This window comes from Pulveribacter suum, assembly GCF_003013695.1.
GTDB classification, from domain to species: domain Bacteria; phylum Pseudomonadota; class Gammaproteobacteria; order Burkholderiales; family Burkholderiaceae_C; genus Melaminivora; species Melaminivora suum.
This window is the reverse complement of the sequence record NZ_CP027792.1, coordinates 68,770-94,673: the sequence shown is the minus strand read 5'-3', so window position 1 is coordinate 94,673 and position 25,904 is coordinate 68,770. Positions and strand designations below refer to the sequence as shown.

At 70.8% G+C, this 25,904-nt stretch carries 17 protein-coding genes and 1 pseudogene; 11 read left to right on the top strand and 7 right to left on the bottom strand.

Annotation, left to right across the window (positions count from 1 at the left end; genetic code table 11):
• Nucleotides 1-28 precede the first annotated feature (28 nt).
• Complete coding sequence (locus C7H73_RS00395) at nucleotides 29-754, top strand: YggS family pyridoxal phosphate-dependent enzyme (RefSeq protein ID WP_106844835.1); 726 nt, start codon at nucleotides 29-31, stop codon at nucleotides 752-754.
• Here the strand turns inward: C7H73_RS00395 and C7H73_RS00390 are convergent.
• Complete coding sequence (locus C7H73_RS00390) at nucleotides 739-1,440, bottom strand: TetR/AcrR family transcriptional regulator (RefSeq protein ID WP_227001375.1); 702 nt, start codon at nucleotides 1,438-1,440, stop codon at nucleotides 739-741. The genes C7H73_RS00395 and C7H73_RS00390 overlap by 16 nt on opposite strands.
• A gap of 75 nt (nucleotides 1,441-1,515) precedes the next feature.
• Between C7H73_RS00390 and C7H73_RS00385 the strand changes: the two are divergent.
• The 4 genes and pseudogenes from C7H73_RS00385 to C7H73_RS00370 all read left to right on the top strand — a co-directional run bounded on the left by C7H73_RS00385 (nucleotide 1,516) and on the right by C7H73_RS00370 (nucleotide 9,141).
• Nucleotides 1,516-3,123: pseudogene (locus tag C7H73_RS00385) on the top strand (AMP-binding protein).
• Between the two features lie 67 nt (nucleotides 3,124-3,190).
• The gene (locus tag C7H73_RS00380) at nucleotides 3,191-6,469 is read left to right on the top strand and encodes an acetyl-CoA carboxylase family protein (RefSeq protein WP_106844833.1); all 3,279 of its coding nucleotides are present in this window, start codon (nucleotides 3,191-3,193) and stop codon (nucleotides 6,467-6,469) included.
• Between the two features lie 65 nt (nucleotides 6,470-6,534).
• The gene (locus C7H73_RS00375) at nucleotides 6,535-7,674 is read left to right on the top strand and encodes an aminotransferase class V-fold PLP-dependent enzyme (RefSeq protein WP_106844832.1); all 1,140 of its coding nucleotides are present in this window, start codon (nucleotides 6,535-6,537) and stop codon (nucleotides 7,672-7,674) included.
• 114 nt (nucleotides 7,675-7,788) lie between these two features.
• Nucleotides 7,789-9,141 carry a DUF445 domain-containing protein gene (locus C7H73_RS00370; protein WP_227001374.1) on the top strand — a complete coding sequence of 451 codons (1,353 nt, stop codon included), beginning with the start codon at nucleotides 7,789-7,791 and terminating at the stop codon, nucleotides 9,139-9,141.
• A gap of 126 nt (nucleotides 9,142-9,267) precedes the next feature.
• Here the strand turns inward: C7H73_RS00370 and C7H73_RS00365 are convergent, their stop codons facing one another.
• The 5 genes from C7H73_RS00365 to purU all read right to left on the bottom strand — a co-directional run bounded on the left by C7H73_RS00365 (nucleotide 9,268) and on the right by purU (nucleotide 13,964).
• The gene (locus C7H73_RS00365) at nucleotides 9,268-9,684 is read right to left on the bottom strand and encodes a hypothetical protein (RefSeq protein ID WP_106844830.1); all 417 of its coding nucleotides are present in this window, start codon (nucleotides 9,682-9,684) and stop codon (nucleotides 9,268-9,270) included.
• Nucleotides 9,685-9,797: 113 nt separating this feature from the next.
• Nucleotides 9,798-10,520, bottom strand: a complete 723-nt coding sequence (locus C7H73_RS00360) for a MarC family protein (RefSeq protein ID WP_106844829.1) — start codon at nucleotides 10,518-10,520, stop codon at nucleotides 9,798-9,800.
• Nucleotides 10,521-10,565: 45 nt separating this feature from the next.
• Nucleotides 10,566-12,071, bottom strand: a complete 1,506-nt coding sequence (locus C7H73_RS00355; protein ID WP_106844828.1) for an FAD-linked oxidase C-terminal domain-containing protein — start codon at nucleotides 12,069-12,071, stop codon at nucleotides 10,566-10,568.
• Between the two features lie 147 nt (nucleotides 12,072-12,218).
• Entirely contained in the window at nucleotides 12,219-13,109 is an 891-nt protein-coding gene (locus C7H73_RS00350) for a LysR substrate-binding domain-containing protein (protein ID WP_106844827.1), read from the bottom strand.
• Nucleotides 13,110-13,115: 6 nt separating this feature from the next.
• A complete protein-coding gene (gene purU, locus C7H73_RS00345; RefSeq protein ID WP_106844826.1) occupies nucleotides 13,116-13,964 on the bottom strand; it encodes a formyltetrahydrofolate deformylase in 849 nt (282 codons plus the stop codon).
• Nucleotides 13,965-14,011: 47 nt separating this feature from the next.
• On the opposite strand from purU, the gene C7H73_RS00340 reads away from it, so the two are divergent.
• Nucleotides 14,012-16,654, top strand: a complete 2,643-nt coding sequence (locus tag C7H73_RS00340; protein ID WP_106844825.1) for a sensor domain-containing protein — start codon at nucleotides 14,012-14,014, stop codon at nucleotides 16,652-16,654.
• Between the two features lie 3 nt (nucleotides 16,655-16,657).
• Here C7H73_RS00340 and C7H73_RS00335 read toward each other — a convergent pair whose 3' ends face one another.
• Nucleotides 16,658-17,497, bottom strand: coding sequence for a ChaN family lipoprotein (locus tag C7H73_RS00335; RefSeq protein ID WP_106844824.1), 840 nt, complete (start codon nucleotides 17,495-17,497; stop codon nucleotides 16,658-16,660).
• 247 nt (nucleotides 17,498-17,744) lie between these two features.
• Here C7H73_RS00335 and C7H73_RS00330 point away from each other — a divergent pair, with 247 nt between their 5' ends.
• From C7H73_RS00330 to C7H73_RS00310, 5 genes are all read left to right on the top strand, one after another.
• Entirely contained in the window at nucleotides 17,745-20,189 is a 2,445-nt protein-coding gene (locus tag C7H73_RS00330; protein WP_106844823.1) for an adenosylcobalamin-dependent ribonucleoside-diphosphate reductase, read from the top strand.
• Between the two features lie 121 nt (nucleotides 20,190-20,310).
• A complete protein-coding gene (locus tag C7H73_RS00325; RefSeq protein WP_106844822.1) occupies nucleotides 20,311-22,221 on the top strand; it encodes a type IV pili methyl-accepting chemotaxis transducer N-terminal domain-containing protein in 1,911 nt (636 codons plus the stop codon).
• A 23-nt stretch (nucleotides 22,222-22,244) separates the two neighbouring features.
• Entirely contained in the window at nucleotides 22,245-22,925 is a 681-nt protein-coding gene (locus tag C7H73_RS00320) for a response regulator (protein WP_106844821.1), read from the top strand.
• A 213-nt stretch (nucleotides 22,926-23,138) separates the two neighbouring features.
• Nucleotides 23,139-24,425, top strand: coding sequence for an MFS transporter (locus C7H73_RS00315; protein WP_106844820.1), 1,287 nt, complete (start codon nucleotides 23,139-23,141; stop codon nucleotides 24,423-24,425).
• Nucleotides 24,426-24,451: 26 nt separating this feature from the next.
• Complete coding sequence (locus tag C7H73_RS00310) at nucleotides 24,452-25,900, top strand: NarK family nitrate/nitrite MFS transporter (RefSeq protein WP_106844819.1); 1,449 nt, start codon at nucleotides 24,452-24,454, stop codon at nucleotides 25,898-25,900.
• Nucleotides 25,901-25,904: the final 4 nt, after the last annotated feature.

Sequence of the window (25,904 nt, the reverse complement as noted above, 5' to 3'; positions counted from 1 at the left end):
TGTTCGTCTGTTACGCTCGCCGCGCATTATGACGACCATCGCTGCCAATCTGGAGCACGTGCAGGGGCGCATCGCCCGCGCCTGCGAGGCGGCGGGCCGCGCCCCGGCCAGCGTCGGCCTGCTGGCGGTGTCCAAGACCTTTGGCGCGCCCGAGGTGCTGCAGGCCGCGCACGCCGGCCAGCGCGCTTTTGGCGAAAACTATCTGCAGGAAGCGCTGGACAAGAGGGCCGCCGTGGCCGCGCTCGCGCCGGAACTGGCCGCCGAGCTGCGCTGGCACTGCATCGGTCCCATCCAGAGCAACAAGACGCGGCTGGTGGCCGAGCACTTTCACTGGGCGCACACGGTGGACCGGCTGAAGATCGCCCAGCGCCTGTCGGACCAGCGCCCCGAGCAGCTGCCGCCGCTCATGGTGTGCATCCAGGTCAATGTGGATGGCGGCGCCAGCAAGTCTGGCGTGGCCCCGCAAGAGGCGCTGGCCCTGGCCCGCGACGTGGCGCAGCTGCCGCGCCTGTGCCTGCGCGGGGTGATGAGCATCCCTGACCCGGTGGAGGGCCCCGCGGCCCAGCGCGCCGTGCACGGGCGGGTGCGGGAGGTGTTCGACGCCATCGCCGCCTGCGGCGCGCCGGGGCTGGAGCACTTCGACACCCTGTCGCTGGGCATGACGGCCGACCTGGAAGCGGCGATCGCCGCCGGCAGCACGCTGGTGCGCGTGGGCAGCGGCCTCTTCGGCGCGCGCAGCTACCCGCCGGCCTGAGCGACCGGCGCGGGTCCTACGCTGCCTCGCAGCCCCAGCACGCGGCAGGCCAGCTGTGTCAGCTCGGCCACCATCGCCTCCGGCGGCAGGCGGCCGTCGGGCCGGTACCACTGGTAGAGAAAGCCCGGCAGGCTGCACGCCGCCTGGGCGGCGATGCGCACCTCGCCCACGTCGAACCAGCCTTCGGCGCGGCCCTGCTCCAGCAGCTGGCACAGGCGCTCGTAGAAATGGTTGGCCAGGCGTCTTTGCGCGGCGACGAAGCGCTCTGTATAGACCTGCGGCTCGCGGTACGGAAAGAACGCGGCCGGGTAGTGCGCGATGGTGGCGCGGATCAGCTGCTCCATGCCGGCCGCGACCTTCTCGTGCGCCGGGCGCACGTCGCCCTGGGCAAAGTCCAGCGCCGTGAAGCAGGCCACCGCCGGGCGCCAGCTCAGCAGCTCGAAGATCTCCAGCTTGTTGCGGAAGTAGTAATAGACGAAGGGCTTGGTCACGCCCAGCGCCTGCACGATCTGCTCCATGGTCGTGCTGGCGTAGCCCTGCGCCGCAAAGAGCTGCTCGGCCACGGCCAGGATGCGCTCGCGCTTGTCCGCGCTGCCGGGCGTGTCGGCGCGCTGGCGCCCGCGCCCCAGCGTGCCGGGGAAGGGATGCGCGTCCGCGCCCGTGCCTGTCACCTGCGTTATACCCATGGGTAGCATTGTGCGCGGCGCCCGCTTATGCTGGCAAGCACCGAGCGAACCAAGAAGCTTTCCAGGAGACACCGCATGACCGACCCCCAGGCCCTCCAGCCCCTGCACGAGCACCTGCGCCGCCACGCCCGCACCACGCCGGGCGCCACCGCCGTCGACTGGTACGGCCGCCGCATCACCTGGGCCGAACTGGACGCCGCCAGCGACGCCTTCGCCGCCCGACTGCAGGCGCTGGGCGTGCAAAAGGGCGAGCCGGTGGCGCTGTTCCTGAACAACTGCCCGCAGTACCTGATGGCGCACTACGGCATCCAGAAGATCGGCGCCATCGTCTGCCCCTGCGGCCCGCTGAACAAGGAGCACGAGCTGCACTACCAGCTGGCCGACCTGGGCGCGCGCGTGCTGGTGGCCGCCGACGTGCTGCTGCCGGTGGTGGACAAAGTCCGTGCGCGAACGCGCCTGGCCCATGTCTTCGTGGTGCGCCACGGCGAGCTGCTGCCGGGCGCGCCGGACTTGCCCGTGCCGCCCGAGCTGGAGGCCCAGCGCACTGCCAGCCAGCCGCTGGCGGAGGGCGACGAGGACTTCCTGGCCGTGGTCGCCGCCGGCGGCACGCCCGCGCCCGTGGCGCTGTCGCTGGACGACGTGGCGCTGATGACCTACACGTCCGGCACCACGGGGTTGCCGAAGGGCGCCATGCTCAGCTACGGCAACGCGCTGTTCAAGACCCAGGCCGCCGCGCAGTGCAACGGCCTGGCGCAGGACGACCGGCTGCTGGCCGTGGCGCCGCTGTACCACATCGCCGGCATGGTCATGGGCGTGAACCTGCCCGTCTTCAGCGGCACGGCCATGACGCTGCTGTACCGCTTTGACCCCGCCGGCGTGGCCCAGGCGCTGGAGAGCCGGCGCATCACCTGGTGGTACAGCATCGCCCCCATGAACGGCGCGCTGATGCAGCTGCCGGACGCCGGCCAGCGCGACTGGAGCGCGCTGCGCCGCAACCCGGTGACCAGCTTCGGCTTTGCCTGGACCGAGGAGCTGGCGCGCCAATGGCGCGCCTTCGCCCCCCACTGCACCAGCCACGAGGCCGCCTACGGCCTGAGCGAGACCCACACCGTGGACACCGCCATGCCGGCGGGCGCCATCCGCTGGGGCACGCAGGGCCGCGCCGTGCCGGGCAACGAGATCGCCATCATCGACCCGGCCACCGGCCAGCCGCTGCCCGCCGGCGAGCAGGGCGAGATCGTGGTGCGCGGGCCCGGCAACTTCCAGGGCTACTGGAACAAGCCCGAGGCCACGGCCCAGACCCTGCGCGGCGGCTGGGTGCACACCGGCGACATGGGCCAGCTGGACGCGGACGGCTACCTCACCTTCCTCGGCCGCTTCAAGGAAATGATCAAGGTCTCGGGCTAAAGCGTCTTTCCCGAGGAGGTCGAGGCCCTTTTGAACCGCCACCCTGCCGTGGCGCAGTCCGCCGTCATCGGCGTGCCCCATGCCGACAAGGGCGAAGTGGTGCGCGCCTTCCTGGTGCCGCGGGCGGGCCAGCAGATCGACGCCGAGGCCTTCACCGCCTGGTGCCGCGAGCACATGGCGCCCTACAAGGCGCCGCGCGAGGTGCGCGTAGTGGCCGCATTGCCGGCCACCGGCGCCGGCAAGGTGCTGCGCCGGCTGCTGCGCGACGCGGATTGAGTTTCAAGCCAAATCGGCCTCCAGCCCTTGCTGGGCAAGCGCTGGCAGCTATCAAAATCAAAGAACCATGTTCCACAAAGTCCTGATTGCCAACCGCGGCGAGGTGGCCCTGCGCATCGTGCGCGCCCTGTACGAACTGGGCGCCGCCAGCGTCGCCGTCCATGCCGAAGACGACGCCGGCGCCCCGCACGTGCGCGCCGCCGACGCCGCCGTGGCCCTGGCCGCCAGCGGTCCCGCCGCCTACCTGGACGGCGCGGCGCTGATCGCCATCGCCCGCGCCCAGGGCTGCGACGCCATCCACCCCGGCTACGGCTTTTTGAGCGAGCGCGCCGATTTCGCGCGCGCCTGCGAAGGCGCCGGCCTGCGCTTCATCGGCCCCACGCCGGCGCAGCTGGCGCTGTTGGGCGACAAGGCGCGCTCGCGTGCGCTGGCCCAGGAGCAGGGCGTGCCCGTCATGCCCGGCAGCGGCGCGGCCGTGTCGCTGCAGCAGGCGCAGGACTTCCTGGCCGCGCAGGGCGGCGCCGGCGTCATGCTCAAGGCCGTGGGCGGCGGCGGCGGGCGCGGCATGCGCGCCGTGCGCAGCGCCGACGCCCTGCAGGACGCCTGGGAGCGCTGCCGCCGCGAGGCCCAGGCAGCCTTCGGCGCGGACGGCCTGTACGTCGAGCGGCTGATGGAAGGCGCGCGCCACATCGAGGTGCAGGTCGTCGCCGACGGCCGCGACGCCGTGGCGCTGGGCGAGCGCGAATGCACGCTGCAGCGGCGCTTTCAAAAGCTGGTGGAGATTGCCCCCAGCCCCACGCTGTCGCCGCCGCTGCGCGCGCAGCTGACCCAGGCGGCGCTGGCCCTGGCGCGCGCCGTGCGCTACGAGGGCCTGGGCACGTTCGAATTCCTGGTGGATGCGCAAAGCAGCACGCTGCCCTTCGTCTTCATCGAGGCCAATGCCCGGCTGCAGGTCGAGCACACGGTGACGGAAGAAGTCACCGGCGTGGACCTGGTGCAGGCGCAGATCCGCCTGGCCGCGGGCGAGCGGCTGGCCGATCTGGGCTTGTCGGCTGAGGCGCCGCCGCCCGTGCGCGGCTGCGCCATCCAGTGGCGCATCAACGCCGAGCAATACGACGCCCAGGGCAACGCGCTGCCTGGCAGCGGCACGCTGGTGCGCTTCGACCTGCCCAGCGGCCCGGGCGTGCGCGTGGACACGCATGGCGTGGCCGGCAGCGCGCCCTCGCCGCACTACGACACGCTGCTGGCCAAGCTCATCGTGCATGCGCCGGGCGGTTTTGCCGCGGCGCTGCGCCGCTCGCGCCGGGCGCTGGCCGAATGCACCATCGACGGCCTGCCGACCAACCTGCCCCTGCTGCGCGCCCTGGCCGCGCGGCCCGAGATGGAGAGCCAGCAGCCGCTGCACACGCGCTGGCTCGAAGCGGCGCTGCCCGAGCTGCTGCAAGAGGCATCAAAAACCATAGCTGCCAATGCTTGCTCCACAAGCGCTGGAGGCCAAAAAGACCCTGAAACGCCCCAGGCCGCTGCGCCTGAGGGCACCGTCTGCGCCCCCATGCCCGCGCGCCTGGTGCAGCTGGCCGTGGCCGAGGGCGACGTGGTCGCCGCCGGCGCCGAGCTGGCCGTGCTGGAGGCCATGAAGATGGAGCACGTGCTGGCCGCCCCGCACGCCGGCCGCGTGCTGCGCCTGCTGGCCCGCCCCGGCGCGCAGCTGGCGCCGGGCCAGCCGGTGCTGGTGCTGGAAGAGGCCGCCAGTGCCGAGCCGCTGGAGCACGCGAGCGGGCCGCAGCAAGGCCCGGACCACATCCGCGCCGACCTGCAGCGCGTCATCGACCGCCATGCGCACACCCTGGACGCCGCCCGCCCCGAGGCCATGGCCCGCCGCCACGCCCAGGGAAGCCGCAGCGCGCGCGAGAACATTGCCGACCTGTGCGACGCAGACAGCTTCATCGAATACGGCCAGCTGGCCGTGGCCGCGCAGACGCGCCGGCGCAGCATGCAGGACCTGATCGCCAACACCCCGGCCGACGGCATGGTCACCGGCATCGGCAGCGTCAACGGCGCCGCGTATGGCGAGGAGCGCGCCCGCACCGTCGTCATGGCCTACGACGCCACGGTGCTGGCCGGCACCCAGGGCATGCGCAACCACGCCAAGACCGACCGCATGCTGGGCATCGCCCTGGACCAGCAACTGCCCGTGGTGCTGTTCGCCGAAGGCGGCGGCGGGCGGCCGGGCGACACCGACATGGCCATCGTCGCCGGGCTGCACGTGCATACCTTTGCCGCCTACGCCGCGCTGTCGGGCCAGGTGCCGGTGCTGGGCATTGCGCACGGGCGCTGCTTTGCCGGCAACGCCGCGCTGCTGGGCTGCAGCGACGTGGTCATCGCCACGCGCACCAGCAACATCGGCATGGGCGGGCCGGCCATGGTGGAAGGCGGCGGGCTGGGCGTGTTCGCGCCCGAGGACATCGGCCCGGCCGGCGTGCAGCACGCCAGCGGCGTGATCGACCTGCTGGTGCAGGACGAGCGCGCGGCCGTGGCCGCGGCGCGGCACTACCTGTCGTTCTTCCAGGGCCGCGCCAGCCAGTGGAGCGCGCCCGACCAGCGCGCCCTGCGCGCCGTGGTGCCCGAGAACCGCCTGCGCGTGTATGACACCCGCGCCGCCATGGCGGGCCTGGTGGACGAGGGCAGCCTGTTGGCGCTGCGCACCGGCTTCGGCGCGGGCATCCACACGGCCTTGGCGCGCATCGAGGGCCGGCCGGTGGGGCTGCTGGCCAGCAACCCGGCTCACCTGGGCGGCGCCATCGACGCGGATGCGGCCGACAAGGCGGCGCGTTTCATGCAGCTGTGCAACGCCCACGGCCTGCCGCTGGTCAGCCTGATCGACACGCCCGGCTTCATGGTCGGGCCGGACACCGAGAAGACCGCCCAGGTGCGCCACGTCAGCCGCCTGTTCGTGGCCGCGGCCAGCCTGCGGGTGCCGTTCTTCGCCGTGGTGCTGCGCAAGGGCTACGGCCTGGGGGCCATGGGCATGGCGGCCGGCGCCCTGCACGCGCCGGTGTTCACCGTCGCCTGGCCCACGGGCGAGTTCGGCGCTATGGGGCTGGAGGGCGCGGTGCGCCTGGGCTTTCGCAAGGAGCTGGCCGCCGCGGCCGAGGGCGCCGAGCGCGACGCGCTGTTTGCCGAGCTGCTGGCGCGCCAGTACGCCCACGGCGAGGCCATGCACCTGGCCAGCACGCTGGAGATCGACGCTGTCATCGACCCGGCCGAAACGCGCGCCTGGCTGGCCCGCGGGCTGGCTTCGGCACGCGTCAGCGAAGCCCGCGCGCGCTTCGTGGACACGTGGTAGGCCGGTGTTAAGCTGGCCCGCCCTGGCGCCAGCGGCGCACTTTCAGTTGACGGAGAACCCACCCCATGCCCGGCCTCTTGCCCGATATCGACCCTGATGGACTGCTTGAATTTTCGGTGGTCTATACCGACCGCGCGCTCAACCACATGTCCAAGCGCTTCGTGGGCGTCATGCAGGACATCCTGGGCACGCTGAAGAGCGTCTATCACGCCCACACGGCCGTGCTGGTGCCGGGCAGTGGCACCTTCGGCATGGAGGCGGTGGCGCGGCAGTTCGCCAACAGGGAGAAAGTGCTGATCGTGCGCAACGGCTGGTTCAGCTACCGGTGGACGCAGATCTTCGACGCCGACAAGGGCTTAGGGGGCGGCTCGGTGGTGTGCAAGGCGCGCCAGCAGGACGGCGGCAGCCAGGCGCCCTGGGCGCCGTGCCCGGCCGATGAGGTGGCAGCTGCCATCCGCGCGGAAAGACCGAAGGTGGTGTTTGCCCCGCATGTGGAGACGGCCAGCGGCATCCTCCTGCCGGACGACTACCTGCGCGCCGTGAGCGACGCCGCGCACGACGTCGGCGCGCTGTTCGTGCTGGACTGCGTGGCTTCCGGCGCCATGTGGGTGGACATGGAGGCGACGGGCGTGGACGTGCTGATCAGCGCGCCGCAAAAGGGCTGGAGCAGCTCGCCGTGCTGCGCCATGGTGATGTTGTCGGCGCGTGCCCGCGAGGCCATCGAGGGCACGCAAAGCTCCAGCTTCTCCTGCGACCTGAAAAAATGGATGCAGATCGCCGAGGGCTACGAAAAGGGCCAGCACGCCTACCACACCACCATGCCCACCGACGCCCTGGTGCGCCTGCGCGACGTGATGCTGGAGACGCGCGAATACGGCTTCGACAAGGTGCGCGCCGAGCAGATCGAGCTGGGCGCCAGGGTGCGCGAGCTGCTGGAGGGCCGCGGCTTTCCCAGCGTGGCGGCTGAAGGGTTCAAGGCGCCGGGCGTGGTCGTGAGCTACACCACCGACCCGGGCATCCACAGCGGCAAGAAATTCATGGAGGCCGGCCTGCAGACCGCCGCCGGCGTGCCGCTGCAGTGCGGCGAGGGGCCGGACTTCATGACCTTTCGCATCGGCCTGTTCGGGCTGGAGAAGTGGCACAACGTGCAGCGCACCGTGCAGCACCTGAGCGCCGCGCTGGACCAGGTCGCGCCCCGCGCCTGACCTGCCCGGGCCGGCGCCGCCGGGCGATTGCCGCCCCGGGAGCACGCCGGCCGGCCCCGCTCTCCTACAGCCGGCCGTGGACGCGCACGGCGGCGCCGGTCTATGCTGCGGTGCATGCCTGCCTCGCCCCTGGAACGTGCAGCGGCCCATGCGGCCGCACCCCTTGATCCCCCCCTGCCGCAGGGCAACCACGAGCGCCAGCTGGCGCGCGCCAAACGCCAGGCCACCGGCCTGCTGCTGGCCGTGGTGGCCGTCTTTGCCGCCACGCATTTCCTGCCCGCCAGCCTGGCCGTGGCCTGCCTGCGCGCGGTGGCCGAGGCCGCCATGGTCGGCGCGCTGGCCGACTGGTTTGCCGTCTCGGCGCTGTTTCGGCGCATCCCGCTGCCGCTGGTGTCACGCCACACCGACATCATTGCCCGCAACAAGGACCGCATCGGCGGCAACCTGGCGGGCTTCGTGCGCGACAAGTTCCTGGATGGCCCCTCGCTGGTGGCGCTGATCCGCCAGCACGACCCGGCCAGCATGCTGGCGCAGTGGCTCACCGCACCGGCCAACGCTCAGCTGCTGGGCCGCCAGGTCGGCAGGCTGGCGCTCACGGCGCTGGACACGGTGGAGGACGCCAAGATCCAGGCCTTCCTGGCCAATGCGGCGCGCACGCTGATCGGGCAAATCGACGTGTCGCGCTCCATGGCCTCGGTGCTGGGCGCGCTGACCCACGAGGGCCGCCACCAGGCGCTGCTGGACGCGCTGCTGTCGCGCCTGGCCGACAAGGTGCGCTCGCCGGAGACGCGCGAGTTCGTCGCCGACACGCTGGTGCAGTGGCTGCGCCGCGAGCACCCCCTGAAGCAGAAGATGCTGCCCACCGACTGGCTGTCGGGCAAGGGCGCGGGCGCCATCACCCATGCCGTGGATGCGCTGCTCAAATCCATCGCCGAAGACCCGCGCCACGAGCTGCGCGAGGCGTTGGACGCCGCCGTGGCGCGGCTCATCGAGCGGCTGCAGACCGACCCCGACTGGGCGCGGCGCAGCGAGGAGGTGCGCGGCTACCTGCAAAACGACGCGCTGCTGGGCGACTACGTGCGCGAGCTGTGGCTGGACGTGCGCCGCCGCCTGCGCGAGGACCTGGCCGACGAGGACTCGCAGCTGTCGCGCCGCGTGGCCGGCATGGGCCAGTGGCTGGGCATGTCGCTGGCGGGCGACGCGGCGCTGCGCGTGCGGCTGAACGTGCGCCTGGAGCTGTGGGCCGCCACGTTTGCCCCGGACGTGGCGCAGTCGGTGGCCGAGCACATCCAGGCCACCGTGCAGCGCTGGGACGCGGCGGAGACGGCCCGCCTGGTGGAGCTGCACATCGGCACCGACCTGCAGTACATCCGCATCAACGGCACCGTGGTGGGCGGGCTGATCGGGCTGGTGCTGTTCGGCATCTCCCACGCCCGGGCGCTGTGGCTGGCAGCGGGCGGCAGCTGAGCCGTGCCGGCCCGGCGTTTGCTATCAAATAAGTAGCTGCTGGCGTTTGATGGACGGGCGCTGCAGGCTGTTTTGACATGAAAAACCAGCACGGCGGACCGTGCTGGCTGGCAGGGCGCGTGCCGCTCAGAAGCGGAAATCCAGCGACTGCGGCGCGCCGCCCACCTTGACCGTGCGGCTGTGGCTTTGGCCGGCGCCCTGCACGTCCACCTTGTAGCTGCCGGCGGGCAGCTGCAGCAGGCACACCGGGCCATTGGCCACGAAGCCCATGGCCTGGCCGCTGCCGCCCTGGGGGGTGATGCGCACGTCGATGTTGGCCTCGTACGCCCCGTCCGCACGGGCGAACAGCAGCGACAGCGGGTGGTCCTTCATCGCCGCGCGCATGGCGCTGGACTCGTCCACGCCGATGCCCCCGCACTGGTAGCGCAGGTTGCCCGCCTCGTGGGCAGCGGGCAGCTGCTGCGCCAGGGCGGGCGTGGCGGCGCTGGCGGCGGCCAGGACGGCAGCGGCGCTCAGCAGGCGAAACAGGGAGGGTGCGGGCATGGCGAAACTCCTTTTGTGGATCACAAAAGGACCATGCTGGCCCAGGTGCAGGCGCTGCGCTGTCAGTGCAGAACGTGCCCGTGCGTGGGGCGCCAGCAGCAGGGCGGGCGGCGTCAGTAGGTCGGAGCGGCCGGCACCACGGCGCCCGTGGTCATCAGCTGCACGACCAGCGACTGCACGCCGTTCCAGATGATCTCCACGCCCACGCACAGCAGCAAAAAGGCCATCAGCCGCAGAAAGACGATCTTGCGTGCCTCGCCCAGCCGGTGCAGCAGCCGGCTGGCGTAGCGGAAGGTGAGCGAGACCAGCAGGCCCAGCAGCACGGCCGCCGTCAGGCCGCCGGCCATGTTGAACATGGTCTCCGTCACGCTGCGCCGCGTGTGCAGGCTGGCGCCAACGGCGATGGCCACCGAGATCGAGCCGGGCCCGCAGGTCAGCGGAAAGGTCAGGGGGTAGAAGGCCTTGATGCTGGCCTTGTCCTCGGTCAGGGCGTTGACCATCTGCGTGGCGTCGTCGCTGGTGGCCTGCTGGGCGTTGAGCATGCGCCAGGCGATGGAGGCCACCACCATGCCACCGGCGATGCGCACCGCCGGCAGCGACACGCCGAAGAAGTCGAGCACGTACGACCCCATGACCATGGCAAACGTCAGCAGCACCATGACGTTCTGGCCGATGCGCCGCGCCAGCCGGGTGCGCGCCTCGTCGCTCAGGCCGCGCGTGAAGTCCACGAAGAGGGGGGCGGACGCCAGCGGGTTGATGATGGGCAGCACGCCGATCAGCGCAAACAGCAGGCTTTTGCCATAGAAGGCGAGGTAGGGCTGGGCGAAAAAGTCCATGGCAACGCAAGGCGGATAGGGCGGCCGCCCGCCGGCGCGGATGACCTAGAACCGCGGCAGGTCCGGATGGCTCAACTTGCCGCCGCGCACCAGCATCTTGCCGTATTCCGCGCAGCGGTTCAGCGTGGGGATGACCTTGCCCGGGTTGAGCAGGCCGGCCGGGTCGAAGGCGTTCTTGAGCGCCATCATCTGCGCGTTCTCCTCGGCGGTGAACTGCACGCACATGCTGCTCAGCTTTTCCACGCCCACGCCGTGCTCGCCCGTCACGGTGCCGCCCATGGCCACGCTGGTCTCCAGGATGTCGGCGCCGAACAGCTCGCAGCGGCGCAGCTGGTCGGGGTCGTTGGCATCGAACAGGATCAAGGGGTGCAGGTTGCCGTCGCCGGCGTGGAACACGTTGCAGCAGCGCAGGTCGTACTTCTTCTCCATCTCTGAAATGGCCAGCAGGATGTCCGCCAGGCGCTTCCTTGGAATGGTCGAGTCCATGCACATGTAGTCGGGGCTGATGCGGCCGCTGGCCGGAAAGGCGTTCTTGCGCCCGCTCCAAAAGCGCGCGCGCTCCTCCTCGTTCTGGCTCACGGCAATGGCGGTGGCGCCGGCGGCGGTCAGCACGTCGCTCATGCGCTGGATTTCTTCCTCGACCTCCTCGGGCGTGCCGTCGCTCTCGCACAGCAAGATGGCCTCGGCCGTGAGGTCGTAGCCGGCGTGCACGAAGTCCTCCACCGCCGCCGTCATGGGCTTGTCCATCATCTCCAGCCCGGCCGGGATGATGCCGGCAGCGATCACCGCCGCCACGGCGTCGCCGGCTTTGCGCACGTCGTCGAAGCTGGCCATGATGCAGCGCGCAAGCATGGGGCGCGGGATCAGGCGGACGGTCACCTCCAGCGCCACGGCCAGCATGCCCTCGCTGCCGATCACGGCGGCCAGCAGGTCCAGGCCGGGGCTGTCCAGCGCCTCCGATCCGAAGGTGACCGGCTCGCCCTCCATGGTGTAGCCGCGCACGCGCAGCACGTTGTGCACCGTCAGGCCGTATTTCAGGCAGTGCACGCCGCCCGAGTTTTCGGCCACGTTGCCGCCGATGGTGCAGGCGATCTGGCTGCTGGGGTCGGGCGCGTAGTACAGGCCGTGCGGCGCGGCCGCCTCGCTGATGGCCAGGTTGCGCACGCCGCACTGCACGCGTGCGGTGCGGCTCACCGGGTCCACGTCCAGGATGCGGTTGAACTTGGCCAGCGACAGCGTCACGCCCATGGCGTGCGGCATGGCGCCGCCCGACAGCCCGGTGCCGGCGCCGCGCGCCACCACCGGCACCTGCAGGCGGTGGCAAGTCCTCAGCACGGCCTGCACCTGGCTTTCCGTCTCGGGCAGGCACACCACCAGCGGCCGCTGGCGGTAGGCCGTCAGGCCATCGCACTCGTAGGGCGTGGTGTCCTCGGGCTGCCACAGCAAAGCGTGCTGCGGCAGGCAGGCCGACAGGGCCTGCACCACCTGCTGCTGGCGCTGGGCGCGCTCGGCGGGGCTGGGCGGGGGGGTGGGGCTGGAGGCAGCAGACATCCGGCCACTGTAGGCCAGCGCGGCGCGGCGCGGCGTGAGTTTTCTTGAAGACCGCCGTGAAGGCGCTGCGCCAGCGTGCTATGTATCTAATAGCTGCCGGCGCTTACTGCGCAAGCGTTAGAGCCTGTTTTGGCTGCTAAACGCCGTTCAGGCCATGGCCTTGTGCAGCCATTCCGCGAAGGCGGAGCACTCCCAGCGGTCCATGGTGCCGGTGCGCCAGCACAGGTAGTGCGCGTGCGGGCTGGGCGCGTCGATGTCGAACAGGCGCACGAGCGTGCCCTGGTCCAGCCAGGGGGCGCCCAGTTTCAGTCGCACCAGCGCCACGCCCATGCCGGCGGCGGCGGCGTCGCACATCAGGCCCACGTCGTTGAACTGCGAGCCTTCGTTGGGCGCTGGCCAGTCCAGGCCGCAGGCGTCGAACCAGCTGCGCCAGGGCTCCAGCGGGCTTCTGAGCAGCGCCACCTCGGCCAGGTCGCCGGGCTGCTGGAACGGCCCGTGCTCGCGCACGAAGGCCGGCGAGGCCAGGGGCGTGACGATGTCGCGCGCCAGCTCCACGTGCTCCATGTCGGCGTAGTGGCCGGGGCCGAAGCGCACCACCAGGTCGGCGTCCTCGGCCACCACGTCCAAGAGCGGGATGGACACCTGCAGCGCCAGGTCGATCTCGGGATAGGCCTCGGTGAACTGGCGCAGCCGCGGGATCAGGATGGCGCGGGCAAACGTTGGCGTGACGGCGATCTTCAGCCGCCGCTTGGCCGGGTTGGTGGCCATGCCGGGAAAGCGCTGCAGGGCGGTGAGCCCCTCGCGCACGTGCGCCAGATACGCGCTGCCGTCGGTGGTCAGCGAAAAATCCGCCCGGCCGAACAATCGCGTGCCAAGGATCTGCTCGAGCTGCTTGACGCGGTGGCTCACCGCGCTGGGCGTCACGCACAACTCGTCGGCCGTCTGCGTCACGCTGCGCAGGCGCGCCAGCGCCTCAAACGTCAGCAGGCACTGGATGGGGGGAATGCGCCGCAGGCCGGCGCCCTCCGGGGCGGCCATGGTGGGTTACCTGAACACGACGGTCTTGTGCCCGTTGGGCAGCACGCGGTGCTCGCTGTGCCACTTGACGGCGCGCGCCAGCACCAGGCTCTCGGTGTCGCGCCCGCGCGCCGTGAGGTCTTCCACCGTGTCGGTGTGGTCGGCGCGGGCCACGTCCTGCTCGATGATCGGGCCCTCGTCCAGGTCGGCCGTCACGTAGTGGGCGGTGGCGCCGATCAGCTTGACGCCGCGGTCGTGCGCCTGGTAGTACGGCTTGGCGCCCTTGAAGCTGGGCAGGAAGCTGTGGTGGATGTTGATGGCGCGGCCGGCCAGTTTCGTGCACAGGTCGCCCGACAGCACCTGCATGTAGCGCGCCAGCACCACCAGCTGCGCTTCTTCAGCCTCGATGATCTCGTACTGCCGCGCCTCGGCCTGCGCCTTGGTGGCGGCTGTGACGGGGATGTGGTGGAAGGGAATGTCGTAGCTGGCCGCCAGCTGGTAGAAGTCGCGGTGGTTGCTGATGATGGCCGCCACCTGGATGGGCAGCAGGCCGCTTTTCACGCGAAACAGCAGGTCGTTCAGGCAGTGGCCCTCGCGGCTGACCATGATTACGGTCCTCATGGGTTCGCCCACCGGGTGCAGGCCCAGGCGCATCTGGAACGGCGCGCCAAACTCGGCCAGGTGCGCGCGCAGCGTGGCCGCGTCGTGGCCCGCGCAGGCGAACTGCACCCGCATGAAGAACAGCCCGGTGGCGTGGTCGTTGTACTGCGCGGCTTCCTCGATGTTGGCGCCGTGCTCGAGCAGGAAACCGGACACGGCATGCACCAGCCCCAGACGGTCGGGGCAGGAGAGTGTCAAAATGTAAGCTTGGCTCATGGTTGCGGATTGTCGCAGCAGGCCTGGCATGCTGCAGCGCAATGGATATGGACACAGAGGTGCGGGCGTCTCGCATCACGCCCTTGTGGGGACTGATCCTCTACCTGGCCCTCGGGGCCGGCTGGGTGGTCGCGGGCGACTGGCTGCTGGGCCAGGCCCGGCTGCCGCACTGGCACGCCCTCAAGGGCTGGCTGTTCGTGCTGGTTTCGGGGCTGCTGGCCTGGTGGCTGATGGCACGCGTGCGCCGCGCCGAGCGCCACCGGGGGGCCATGGCGCGCCAGCTGGCGCAGATCGCGCGCGACGCGCCGGCCGGCATGGCCCGCGTGGACCCGTTCACGCTGCGTACCCTGTGGGCCAACGAGCGCCTGTGCGACTGGCTGGGTCTGCCGCTGGCGCAGGTGTGCCAGCACCGCTTTTGCGACCTGGTCGTGCCGCTGGAGGCCGGCCAGCCCACGCCGCCGCTGGAGGATCTGCTGGCCGGCCGCATCGCGCACTACCAGGTCGAGCGCCAGTGCCTGCGCCCGGGCGCGCCGCCGCTGCCGGTGCTGTGCAACGTGCGCCTGGTGCCGGGCGCGGACGGGGCCGCCGCGCAGTTGCTGTGCGTGATGCAGGACATGGGCGACATGGTGGCCGCGCGCCGCGCGCTGTCGCGCAGCCAGGACGTGCTGGGCCTGGCGCTGCAGGGCAGCGGCAGCGGCCTGTGGGACTGGGACCTGCGCGAGCGCCGCTCCATCTACTCGCCCGGGCTGCTGCGCCTGCTGCGCCACGAGGGCCCCGAGCCGCCGGGCGGCACCGTGCTGCTGGCGCGGCTGCACCCGGACGACCGCGAGCGCGTGCATCGCGCCGTGGAGCACGCTATCGCCAGCGGCCAGGTGTTTGACGAGACGGCGCGGCTGCGCCGTTTCGACGACAGCTGGTGCTGGTTCCATGCGCGCGGCCGGCGCCACCTGGACGCGCGCGGCGAGCCCGAGCGCTTTTCCGGCATCCTGACCGACCTGACGGCGCGCCGCGCCGCCGAGGAGCGCCAGCGCCTGGCCAGCGCCGTGGTGGACAACACCGTCGAGGGCGTGGTGGTCACCGACGCGCAAACGCGCATCCTGTCGGTGAACGCCGCCTTCACGCGCATCCTGGGCTACTGTGAGGACGAGCTGCGCGGACTCACGCCGCGGGTGTTCAAGTCCGGCCGCCACGACCGGGCCTTTTATGAAGCCATGTGGGACAGCATGGCGCGCCAGGGCTACTGGCGCGGCGAGATCTGGAACCGGCGCAAGAGCGGCGAAGTGCTTCCCGAGCGCATGTCGCTGTCGGCCGTGCGCGACGCGCAGGGCCAGCTGACGCACTACGTGTGCATCTTCACCGACATCTCCGAGGAAAAGGCGCGCCAGGCGCAGCTGGAGTTCCTGGCCCAGCGCGACGCGCTCACCGGCCTGTCCAACCGCCTGCACTTTGGCCAGCAGCTGCAGCAGGCGGTGGCCGAGGCGCGGGCCAGCGGCGAGCAGCTGGCCGTGCTGCTGCTCAACCTGGACCGTTTCAAGGACGTCAACGGCAGCTGGGGCCACGCCGTGGGCGACCAGGTGCTGCAGCACATCGCGCAGCAGGTGCGCTCGGCGCTGCGCCCGGGCGACCTGATCGGGCGATTGGCCGGCGACGAGATCGCCGTGGTGGCGCGCCAGCTGCGCCACGGCGACGGCGCCGCCGCCGTGGCGCGCAGCCTGATCGCCGCCGTGGGCCAGCCCTGGCATTCGCCCCAGGGCATTGCCGTGGTGGTGGGCGTGAGCGTGGGCATCAGCATGTTCCCCGCGCACGGCGCCAGCGCGCAACTGCTGCTGCAGGGCGCGCACGCCGCCGTCTATGGCGCCAAGGCGCGTGGGCGCGGCGCCTATGCCTTCTACAGCGAGGAGATGACGCAGCGCGCGCGCGAGCGCCTGGAGATCGAGGCGCGATTGCGCGTGGCGATGGAGCAGGGCCAGCTGCTCCTGCACTACCAGCCGCAGGTGGAAGTGGCCAGCGGGCGCATCGTCGGCGCCGAGGCGCTGGTGCGCTGGCTGGACCCCGAGGAGGGGCTGATCTCGCCGGCGCGCTTCATCCCGGTAGCCGAAAGCTCGGGCCTGATCGGCGTGCTGGGCCAGTGGGTCATGCACGAAGCCTGCCGCCAGGCGCGCCAGTGGCAGGACGAGGGCCTGCCGGCGCTGCGCGTGGCGGTGAACGTTTCGCCGCGCCAGTTCCACCTGACCGACGTGGCCAGCTGCGCCGCGCAGGCGCTGGCAGGCAGCGGCCTGGCCGCGCGCTGCCTGGAGCTGGAGCTGACCGAGAGCGCCCTGGCCGAGCGCCCCGAGGAGGCGCGCCAGACGCTGCTGCGCCTGCAGGCGCTGGGCGTGCACATCGCGGTGGACGACTTCGGCACCGGCTACTCGTCGCTGGCGCACCTCAAGCGCTTTCCCATCGACGTGCTCAAGATCGACCAGGGCTTCATCCGCGACGTGCCGGGCAGCGGCGACGACCTGGCCATCAGCGCCGCCATCATCGCCATGGGCCACAGCCTGGGCCTGCAGGTGGTGGCCGAAGGGGTGGAGACGGCCGAGCAGCTGGCCTTCTTGCAGGGACGCGGCTGCGACCTGTACCAGGGCTATCTGTGCAGCCGGCCGCTGCCGGCCGAAGAGTTCGCGCAGCTGCTGCGCGCGCAGGCCTAGCGTCTAGCGCTGCACGGGCCAGCGCGCGCGCAGCCCGGCGCAGTAGTCCTCGGGCGGCAGGGCGGGTGTGGGCTGAATGAAGTCTGCTTCGCTTTCGATAGCTGCCAGCGCTCGTCCCGCCTGGGCTATGGCCACTTTTGGCCGTAAATCCGCGGGCAGCCAGGTGGGCACGCCCAGGCTGCGCTGCACGTGGCCGTGGCCGGCCACCAGCACCACGGTGCGCCCCGGCTGCAGGGCCTGCTGCACGGTGCGCGCCAGGCGGGCATCGCGCGCCAGCTGCACGCGCACCAGGGGCTGCACGCGCGCGGGCGGCAGCAGGCCGCAGTGCCCCTGCTCGATCGCCTCGCGCTGGCGCGCCAGCGGGGCGGGCGGCAGGTGGGCGTCCAGCGTCTCGTCCTGCATGGCGGCGCGCAGGCCGGCCGCGTCCAGGTTGCCGCCGCGCACCGGCACGCCCGCGGCCACGGCCGCCATGACCACATCGGCATAGCGCGGCCAGGGCCAGGCGGCGTCGTTCCAGCGCAGGGCGGCGCGCACCTGCGCGGCGCTGGCCTGCGGCGCCAAGCCGTCGGTGGCGGCGCCCGCCTCGGCCATCTCCAGCACCAGCGCCGCAAGCTGCCCGCGCGCCGCCAGCCACTGCACCGTCTGCTGCTGCCACTGCTGGTGCGCGGGCGCGTCGTGCTGCTCGCCCAGCAGCAGGGCTGGCGCGCCCTGCCAGCGCGCCAGCTGCGCCTGCCAGGCATCGCCCTGGAGGCGGCTGGCAGGAGACACGCAGCCGGACAGAACGGCCGCGGCCAGCGCACAAACGGGTGCGAGGCGGCGCAGCGGGATGGAAAAGGCGGACATGGCGTCATGGTAATTGTTGGTTCGGCGCGACGTCCGGGCGGGCCGGTTTGGGCCCCCGCCGGTCGCCGGGCCGCGCGGGGCGGCCGCCGGGTGCTACAGAAAACGGACGGCGGCGCCGGACATTGCGCCCGGCCGGGGCGCGCCTCGCCCGGGCGTTGTACAAACTCGGTTTCGCCCGCGCGCGACGCGCGGGCCGACCGCACCTTTGCGGTCCGCCTTTTTCCCCCTCCAGCAGAGAACCAGACACATGCAACGCGAAATCACCGACCTCGCCCCCAACCTGCCCGCCCAGCCCATCAGCCTGGACGTGCTGGGTGAAAAGTATTTCAAGAACGGCGAGAGCGAGGTGGATCAGCTGTATGCCCGCGTGGCGCGCGCCCTGGCCTCGGTCGAAAAACCCGAGCTGCGCGAGAAATTCGAGGCGCGCTTCCTGGACAACCTGCGCGCGGGCGCCATCGGCGCCGGGCGCATCATGAGCGCCGCCGGCACCGACATCCAGGCCACCCTCATCAACTGCTTCGTGCAGCCCGTGGGCGACTGCATCCAGGGCGTGGACGACGCCGGCTACCCCGGCATCTACGAAGCCCTGCGCGAGGCGGCCGAGACCATGCGCCGCGGCGGCGGCGTGGGCTACGACTTCTCGCGCATCCGCCCGCGCGGCGCGCTGGTCAAGGGCACGGCGTCCATGGCCTCGGGCCCGTGCAGCTACATCAACGTGTTCGACCAGTCGTGCTCCACCGTGGAGAGCGCCGGCGCGCGCCGCGGCGCGCAGATGGGCGTGCTGCGCATCGACCACCCGGACGTGCTGGACTTCATCACCGCCAAGAGGACGCCGGGGCGCTGGAACAACTTCAACGTCTCGGTGGGCGTGCCCGACGCCTTCATGCAGGCCGTCGAGCAGGACGGCCAGTGGGAGCTGGTGCATGGCGCGGCGCCTGGCGCCGAGCTGCAGGCGGGCGGCGCACGCCAGCGTGCCGACGGCCAGTGGGTCTATCGCACCCTGCGCGCACGCGAGCTGTGGGACACCATCATGCAGTCGGCCTATGACTTTGCCGAGCCCGGCATCCTGTTCCTGGACCAGATCAACACCGACAACAACCTGCGCTATACCGAGGACATCCAGGCGACGAACCCGTGCGGCGAGCAGCCGCTGCCGCCCTACGGCTGCTGCGACCTGGGGCCCGTCATCCTGACGCGCTTCGTGCGCAACCCGTTCGGGCTGCAGGGCGAGGCGGCGTTCGACTTCGACGCCTTCGAGGCCGCCGTGGCGCTGCAGGTGCGGGCGCTGGACAACGTGCTGGACGTGACCTTCTGGCCCCTGCCGCAGCAGCAGGCCGAGTCGGCCGCCAAGCGGCGCATCGGCGTGGGCTTCACCGGCATGGGCAACACCCTGGCCATGCTCAAGGTGCGCTACGACCGCCAGGATGGGCGCGACATGGCGGTCACGATCGCGCGGCGCATGCGCGACGCGGCCTACCGCGCCTCGGTCGAGCTGGCCAAGGAAAAGGGCGCTTTCCCCAAGTTCGACGCCGCCGGCTACCTGGCCGAAGGCACGTTCGCCAGCCGCCTGCCCGAGGACATCAAGAAGTCCATCCGAAAGCACGGCATTCGCAACAGCCACCTGCTGTCCATCGCGCCCACGGGCACGGTGAGCCTGGCCTTCGCCGACAACGCCTCCAACGGCATCGAGCCGCCGTTTTCCTGGACCTACACGCGCAGGAAGCGCGAAGCCGACGGCAGCAAGAGCGAGTACGTGGTCGAGGACTACGCCTGGCGCCTGTACAAGACCCTGGGCGGCGACGTGAACCAGCTGCCCGAGTACTTCGTCAACGCCATGCAGATGTCTGCCAGCGACCACGTGGCGATGATGGAGGCGGTGCAGCCCTACGTGGACACGGCCATCTCCAAGACCGTGAACGTGCCCGAGGACTATGCCTACGAGAGCTTCAAGAACCTGTACCTGCAGGCCTGGCACTCGGGCCTGAAGGGCCTGGCCACCTACCGGCCCAACAGCATCCTGGGCGCCGTGCTGGAGGTGACCCCGGCCGCGCCGGCGCCCGAGCAGGCCGCCGAGGCGGCCGCGGCCGAGCACGCCGGCCCGGCGGACCCCATGCGCACCGTGATCGAGAGCCGCCCCAAGGGCGGCCTGGCCGCCGTGGCCGAGAAGATCGAGTACTGGACGCAGGAAGGCCAAAAGCGCCTGTACCTGATCGTCTCCTTCCTGCCGATCCCCGACGGGCGCGGCGGCACGGTGGACCGGGCCATCGAGTTCTTCATGCCGGTGGGCCAAAGCGGCGAGTCGCAGCAGTGGATCACCTCCAGCATGCGCCTGCTGTCGCTGGCCGCGCGCGGCGGCTTCCTGGAGCGCGCGCTGTCGGACATGCGCAAGGTGGCGTGGGACCGCGGCTCCGTGCGGCTGGGCACGCACACCCGCGCCGACGGCGTGCAGGTGCCGCTGTGGCACGACTCGGAGGTGGCGGCCATCGCCTACGCGGTGCAGAACATCCTGGCGCGCCGCGCCAGCACGCCCGAGCAGCAGCAACTGCCGCTGGACGAGCCGCCCGTGGCCGCCAGCGGCATGCCGCCGGCCATGGCCGGCAAGAAGTGCTACGAGTGCGGCGCGCACGCCGTGATCCGCAAGGACGGCTGCGACTACTGCACGCAGTGCGGGGCCCTGGGCAGCTGCGGCTGAGCCCTCGGCGCCAGGATGCTATTGATTTAATAGCTGCCGGCGCTTGCCCCGCGGGCGCCAAGGCCTGATTGGAAGCAAAAGCCGCGGTGCCCCCGCGGCTTTTGCTTCTACACTGCCCGCCATGCGCCACCGTCCCACCCTGTCCGCGAAGCTGCTGGCCATGGGCACGGCCTTTTTGCTCGTGGCCCTGGCCTCCATCGGCTTCACCCTGTGGGTGACCTGGAAGCTGGAGGGCGGCGCCGCCGCCGTGAACGAAGCCGGCCGCCTGCGCATGAACATGCTGCGCATGGTGCTTGCGCAGCAAAACGACTCTCCCGTGGAGGAGTTCAACCGGCTGGCGCAGCGTTTCGAGGGCAGCCTGGAGCTGCTGCGCACGGGCGATCCGTCGCGGCCGCTGTTCGTGCCCTGGAGCGACGCCACGCGCGAGCACTACGCGGCCATCGTGCAGGAGTGGCGCGCCATTCGGTCGCAGTGGCACGCCCAGCCGCCCTCGCGCGAGGAAGCGCTCGCGCGAGGCGACACCTTCGTCACCGAGCTGGACGGCTTCGTCGAGGCCATCGAGGTGCAGATCGCCCGCTGGACGGCCGGGCTGCATCTGTTTCAGCTGATGATGGTGGCGCTTGCCATTGCCGCCGCCGTGGCCTTCATGGCGCTGAGCTACCTGCTGGTGCTCAACCCCGTGATGCGGCTGCAGCAGGCGCTGGCGCGGGTGCAAAGCGGCGATCTGTCCACGCGCCTGGCGGTGGAGGCCGACGACGAGTTCGGCCAGCTGACGGCCGGCTTCAACCGCATGGCGCACGCGCTGCAGGCCTCGCACCAGGACCTGGAGCGCAAGGTGCGCGAGAAGACCGCCAGCGTCGAGGTGCAAAACCAGCGCCTGGCCGCGCTGTACGAGGTGAGCGCCCTGGCCTCCGAGGCCAGCAGCCTGGAGGCGCTGACCCAGGGCTTCGTGCAGCAGGTGCGCCGCGTGGCCGTGGCCGACGCGGCGGCCGTGCGCTGGTCCGACGAGGCCAACGAGCGCTATGTGCTGCTGGCCGCCGACGGCCTGCCGCCTTCGATGGTGGAGAAGGAGCACTGCGTGGTCGCCGGCAGCTGCGAGTGCGGCCAGACCGAGGCCCGCGCGCAAACGCGCGTCATCCCCATCCTGCCGGCCACGGACATGCAGCTGCCGCACTGCCGCGAGGCGGGCTTTCAGACCGTGGTCAGCATCCCCGTGCGGCTGCACCAGCGCCTGATGGGCGAGGTAACGCTGTTCTTCCGCCGCCCCGTCAGCCTGGCGCAGGACACGCGCGAGCTGCTGGAGAGCATGGCGCGCCACCTGGCCAGCTCGATGGAAGGCCTGCGCGCCACGGCGCTGGAGCGCGAGGCGGCCGTGTCGGGCGAGCGCGGCCTGATCGCGCGCGAGCTGCACGACTCGATCGCCCAGTCGCTGGCCTTTTTGAAGATCCAGGTGCAGCTGCTGCAGGGCGCTGTGGCCCGCGGCAACGGCGCCGCGCGCGATGCGGCCATCGCCGAGCTCGATACCGGCGTGCGCGAGTGCTATGCCGACGTGCGCGAGCTGCTGGTGCACTTTCGCACCCGCACCCAGGACGAGGACATCGAGGGCGCGCTGCGCGCCACGCTGTCCAAGTTCGAGCACCAGACCGGCGTGGCCACCCAGCTGGCCATGCACGGCCAGGGCCGGCCGCTGGCGCCGGACGTGCAGATCCAGGTGCTGCACATCGTGCAGGAGGCGCTGTCCAACGTGCGCAAGCACGCGGGCGCGCGGCGCGTGCAGCTGCGCGTGCAGCGCCACCCGCGCTGGCGCTTCGAGGTGCGCGACGACGGCGGCGGGTTCGATCCGGCCGCCGTGCCGCCGGATTCGCTGCACGTGGGCCTGGGCATCATGCGCGAGCGCGCCGAACGCATCCAGGCCACGCTGACGCTGGACTCCAGCGCCGGCCGCCCCGGCACCCGCGTGACGCTGGAGCTGCCCCCCACCCCGGTGGAGGGCGCGGCGGCCGCTGCCACGCCCCTCACCGCTTCTTCCTGACGACGCCCGAGACAGACGCCGCCATGCCCGCACCCATCACCCTGTTCCTGATCGACGACCACACGCTGCTGCGCCGCGGCCTGGTGGCGCTGCTGGCCCAGCACGAAGACCTGCACGTGGTCGGCGAGGCGGGCGACGCCGCCGAGGCGCTGCGCCTGCTGCCGCAAAAGAAGCCCCAGGTCATCTTGCTGGACAACCACCTGCCCGGCGTGCGCGGGGTGGATGCCATCGCCGACCTGCGCGAAGCCTCGCCCGCCAGCCGCGTGGTCATGCTCACCGTGAGCGAGGACGGCGCCGACCTGGCCGCCGCGCTGCGCCACGGTGCGCAGGGCTACCTGCTCAAGACCATCGACGGCGACCTGCTGGCCGAGGCCGTGCGCCGCGCCGCGCGCGGCGAGCCGGTGGTCAGCCCCGAGATGATGGGCAAGCTGGTGGCGGCCTTCCAGACGCAGGGCGCGCCCGAGGCGAGCGCGGCACCCGCGCCCGCCGAGGCACCGGACACGCCCCTGTCGCCGCGCGAGGAGGAGGTGCTGCGCGAGATTGCCCGCGGCGCCAGCAACAAGGAAATCGCCCGCCAGCTTTCCATCGCCGAGACCACGGTGAAGATCCACGTGCAGCACATCCTGCGCAAGCTGGGGCTGTCGTCGCGGGTGCAGGCGGCGGTCTATGCCTCGGACCGTCAGCGGCCGGCGGAGCAGGCCTGAGGACTGTCGAAATTGATAGCTGCTGGCGCTTGCTCTATAAGGGCTAGAGGCTGATTTCACTGATATTTTTCCGGCGCCCATAGTTCTTTGGGAGTAGGGCAGGCGCTGGCAGCCATCCTCCTTTTGCAGTGCTGCGGCCCTGCCTCAGAAGGATGGGCGAGCGGCCCGGTTGCGTGGAGTATCAACGTCACTCCACAACCGGAACCACCCGCAATGGCTACCCAGTCACCGACAGCGGCAGTCGATCCCCGCCGCAACGCCCAAGCCTGGTCCGTGCTCCTGGTCAGCACGCTGGCCTTCACCGCCTGCTTCATGGTCTGGATGATGTTCGGCGTCATCGGCATCCCGATCAAGAAGATGCTGAACCTGTCGTCCACCCAGTTCGGCCTGCTCACCGCCATGCCGGTACTCACCGGCTCGCTGATCCGCGTGCCGCTGGGCATTTGGACCGACCGCTACGGCGGGCGCATTGTCATGACCATCCTGCTGGCCATCACCGTGCCGGCCATCTGGATGATGGGCTATGCCACCGAGTACTGGCACTTCCTGGTGATCGGCCTGTTCGTGGGCCTGGCCGGTGGCGCGTTCTCGGTGGGCACGCCCTATGTGGCGCGCTGGTTTCCCAAGCAGCGCCAGGGCATGGCCATGGGCGTGTATGGCGCCGGCAACTCGGGCGCGGCGGTCAACAAGTTCATCGCCCCGGTCATCCTGGTGGCCTTTGGCTGGCAGGCCGTGCCGCATGTGTATGCCGCCATCATGCTGGGCGTGCTGGTGCTGTTCTGGGTCTTCAGCGCCAGCGATCCGGCGCACCTGGTGCCGAGCAACGTGTCGTTCACCCAGCAGCTCAAGGCGCTCAAGGATCCCAAGGTGCTCAAGTACTGCCAGTACTACAGCATCGTCTTCGGCGGCTACGTGGCGCTGGCGCTGTGGATGGTGCAGTACTACGTGGGCGAATACGGTCTGGACATCCGCGTGGCGGCGCTGCTGGCCGCGTGCTTCTCGCTGCCCGGCGGCGTGCTGCGGGCCATCGGCGGGGTGCTGTCGGACAAGTACGGCGCGCACAGCGTCACCTGGTGGGTCATGTGGGTGAGCTGGATCTGCCTGTTCCTGCTGTCGTATCCGCAGACCGACTTCACCATCCTCACCGTGGACGGCCCCAAGGTCTTTCACATCGGCCTGAATGTGTACGTCTTCACCGGCCTGATGTTCATCCTGGGCATCGCCTGGGCCTTCGGCAAGGCCAGCGTGTTCAAGTACATCAGCGACGACTACCCCGGCAACATCGGCGCCATCAGCGGCATCGTGGGTCTTGCCGGCGGCATGGGCGGCTTCATCCTGCCGATCCTGTTCGGCGTGCTGATGGACTGGACCGGCATCCGCTCCAGCGCCTTCATGCTGATGTACGGCGTGGTCTGGGTATCGCTCATCTGGATGTATTTCACCGAGGTGCGCCGCACCGACGTGATGGCCCCGCACGGCACTGCCGCTGCGCTGCGCTGAAACCGCCCTTCAACGGAGACCCTTGCATGTCTTCCCTTCAAAAAGCATCGTCCGGCGCCTCGCGCCAGGGCCGGCTGCTCACCCTGTGGACCCCCGAGGACAAGCGCTTCTGGGAACGCGAGGGCGAGGCCGTGGCCAAGCTCAACCTGTGGATCTCGGTGCCCGCGCTGTTCGTCGCCTTTGCCATCTGGCAGGTCTGGAGCGTGGTGGCCGTGAACCTGCCCAACCTGGGCTTCAAGTACTCGACCAACCAGCTGTTCTGGCTGGCGGCGGCGCCGGCGCTCTCAGGCGCCACGCTGCGCATCTTCTACTCGTTCATGGTGCCGATCTTCGGCGGCCGGCGCTTCACGGCGCTGTCCACCGCGTCGCTCTTGATCCCGGCGGTCGGCATCGGCATGGCGGTGCAGGACCCGACCACCAGCTACCCGACGATGCTGATCCTGGCGCTCCTGTGCGGCCTGGGCGGGGGCAACTTCAGCTCCAGCATGGCCAACATCAGCTTCTTCTTTCCGAAGGAGCGCAAGGGCTCGGCGCTGGGCGTGAACGCCGGCCTCGGGAACCTGGGCGTGTCGGTGGTGCAGTTTTTGAGCCCGCTGGTCATCACCCTGGGCATCTTCGGCATCTTCGGCGGCGAGCCGCAGAGCATGGTGCGCAACGGCACCCAGCAGCTGGTGTGGGCGCAAAACGCCGCCTTCATCTGGGTGCCGTGGATCGTGGTGGTGTCGATCGCTGCCTGGTTCGGCATGCACGACATCGCCGACGCCCGCGCCAGCTTCGCCGCCCAGGCCGCCATCTTCCGGCGCAAGCACAACTGGGTCATGTGTCTGCTGTACCTGGGCACGTTCGGCTCGTTCATCGGCTTCGCGGCCGGCTTTCCGCTGCTCATGAAAAGCCAGTTCCCGGCCATCAACCCGCTGGCCTATGCCTGGCTGGGGCCGCTGGTGGGCGCCGTGATCCGGCCCTTCGGGGGCTGGCTGGCCGACAAGTTCGGCGGCGCCCGCGTCACGCTGTGGAACTTCCTGGCCATGGCGCTGGGCGTGCTGGGCGTGCTGTACTTCCTGCCCAAGGGCACGGGCGGGCACATCATGCCGTTTGGCCCGGCGGAGGGCAGCTTCATGGGCTTCTTCCTGATGTTCCTGGTGCTGTTCTTCACCACCGGCATCGGCAACGGCTCCACCTTCAGCATGATTCCGGCGATCTTTCTGAAGCTGAAACTGCGCGAGGCGCCCGAATCCGACGAGGCCGCGCGCGCCGCCGCCATCAAGGAAGGCAACACCGAGGGCGCCGCCGCCTTGGGGTTTGCCGGCGCCCTGGGCGCCTATGGCGGCTTCTTCATTCCCAAGAGCTACGGCAGCTCGATCGCCGCCACCGGCGGGCCCGAGCTGGCACTCTGGGTGTTTGCTGGTTTTTACCTGGTATGTGTCGTCGTGACCTGGTGGTACTACGCCCGCAGGAACGCCGAGATGCCTGTGTGATTGC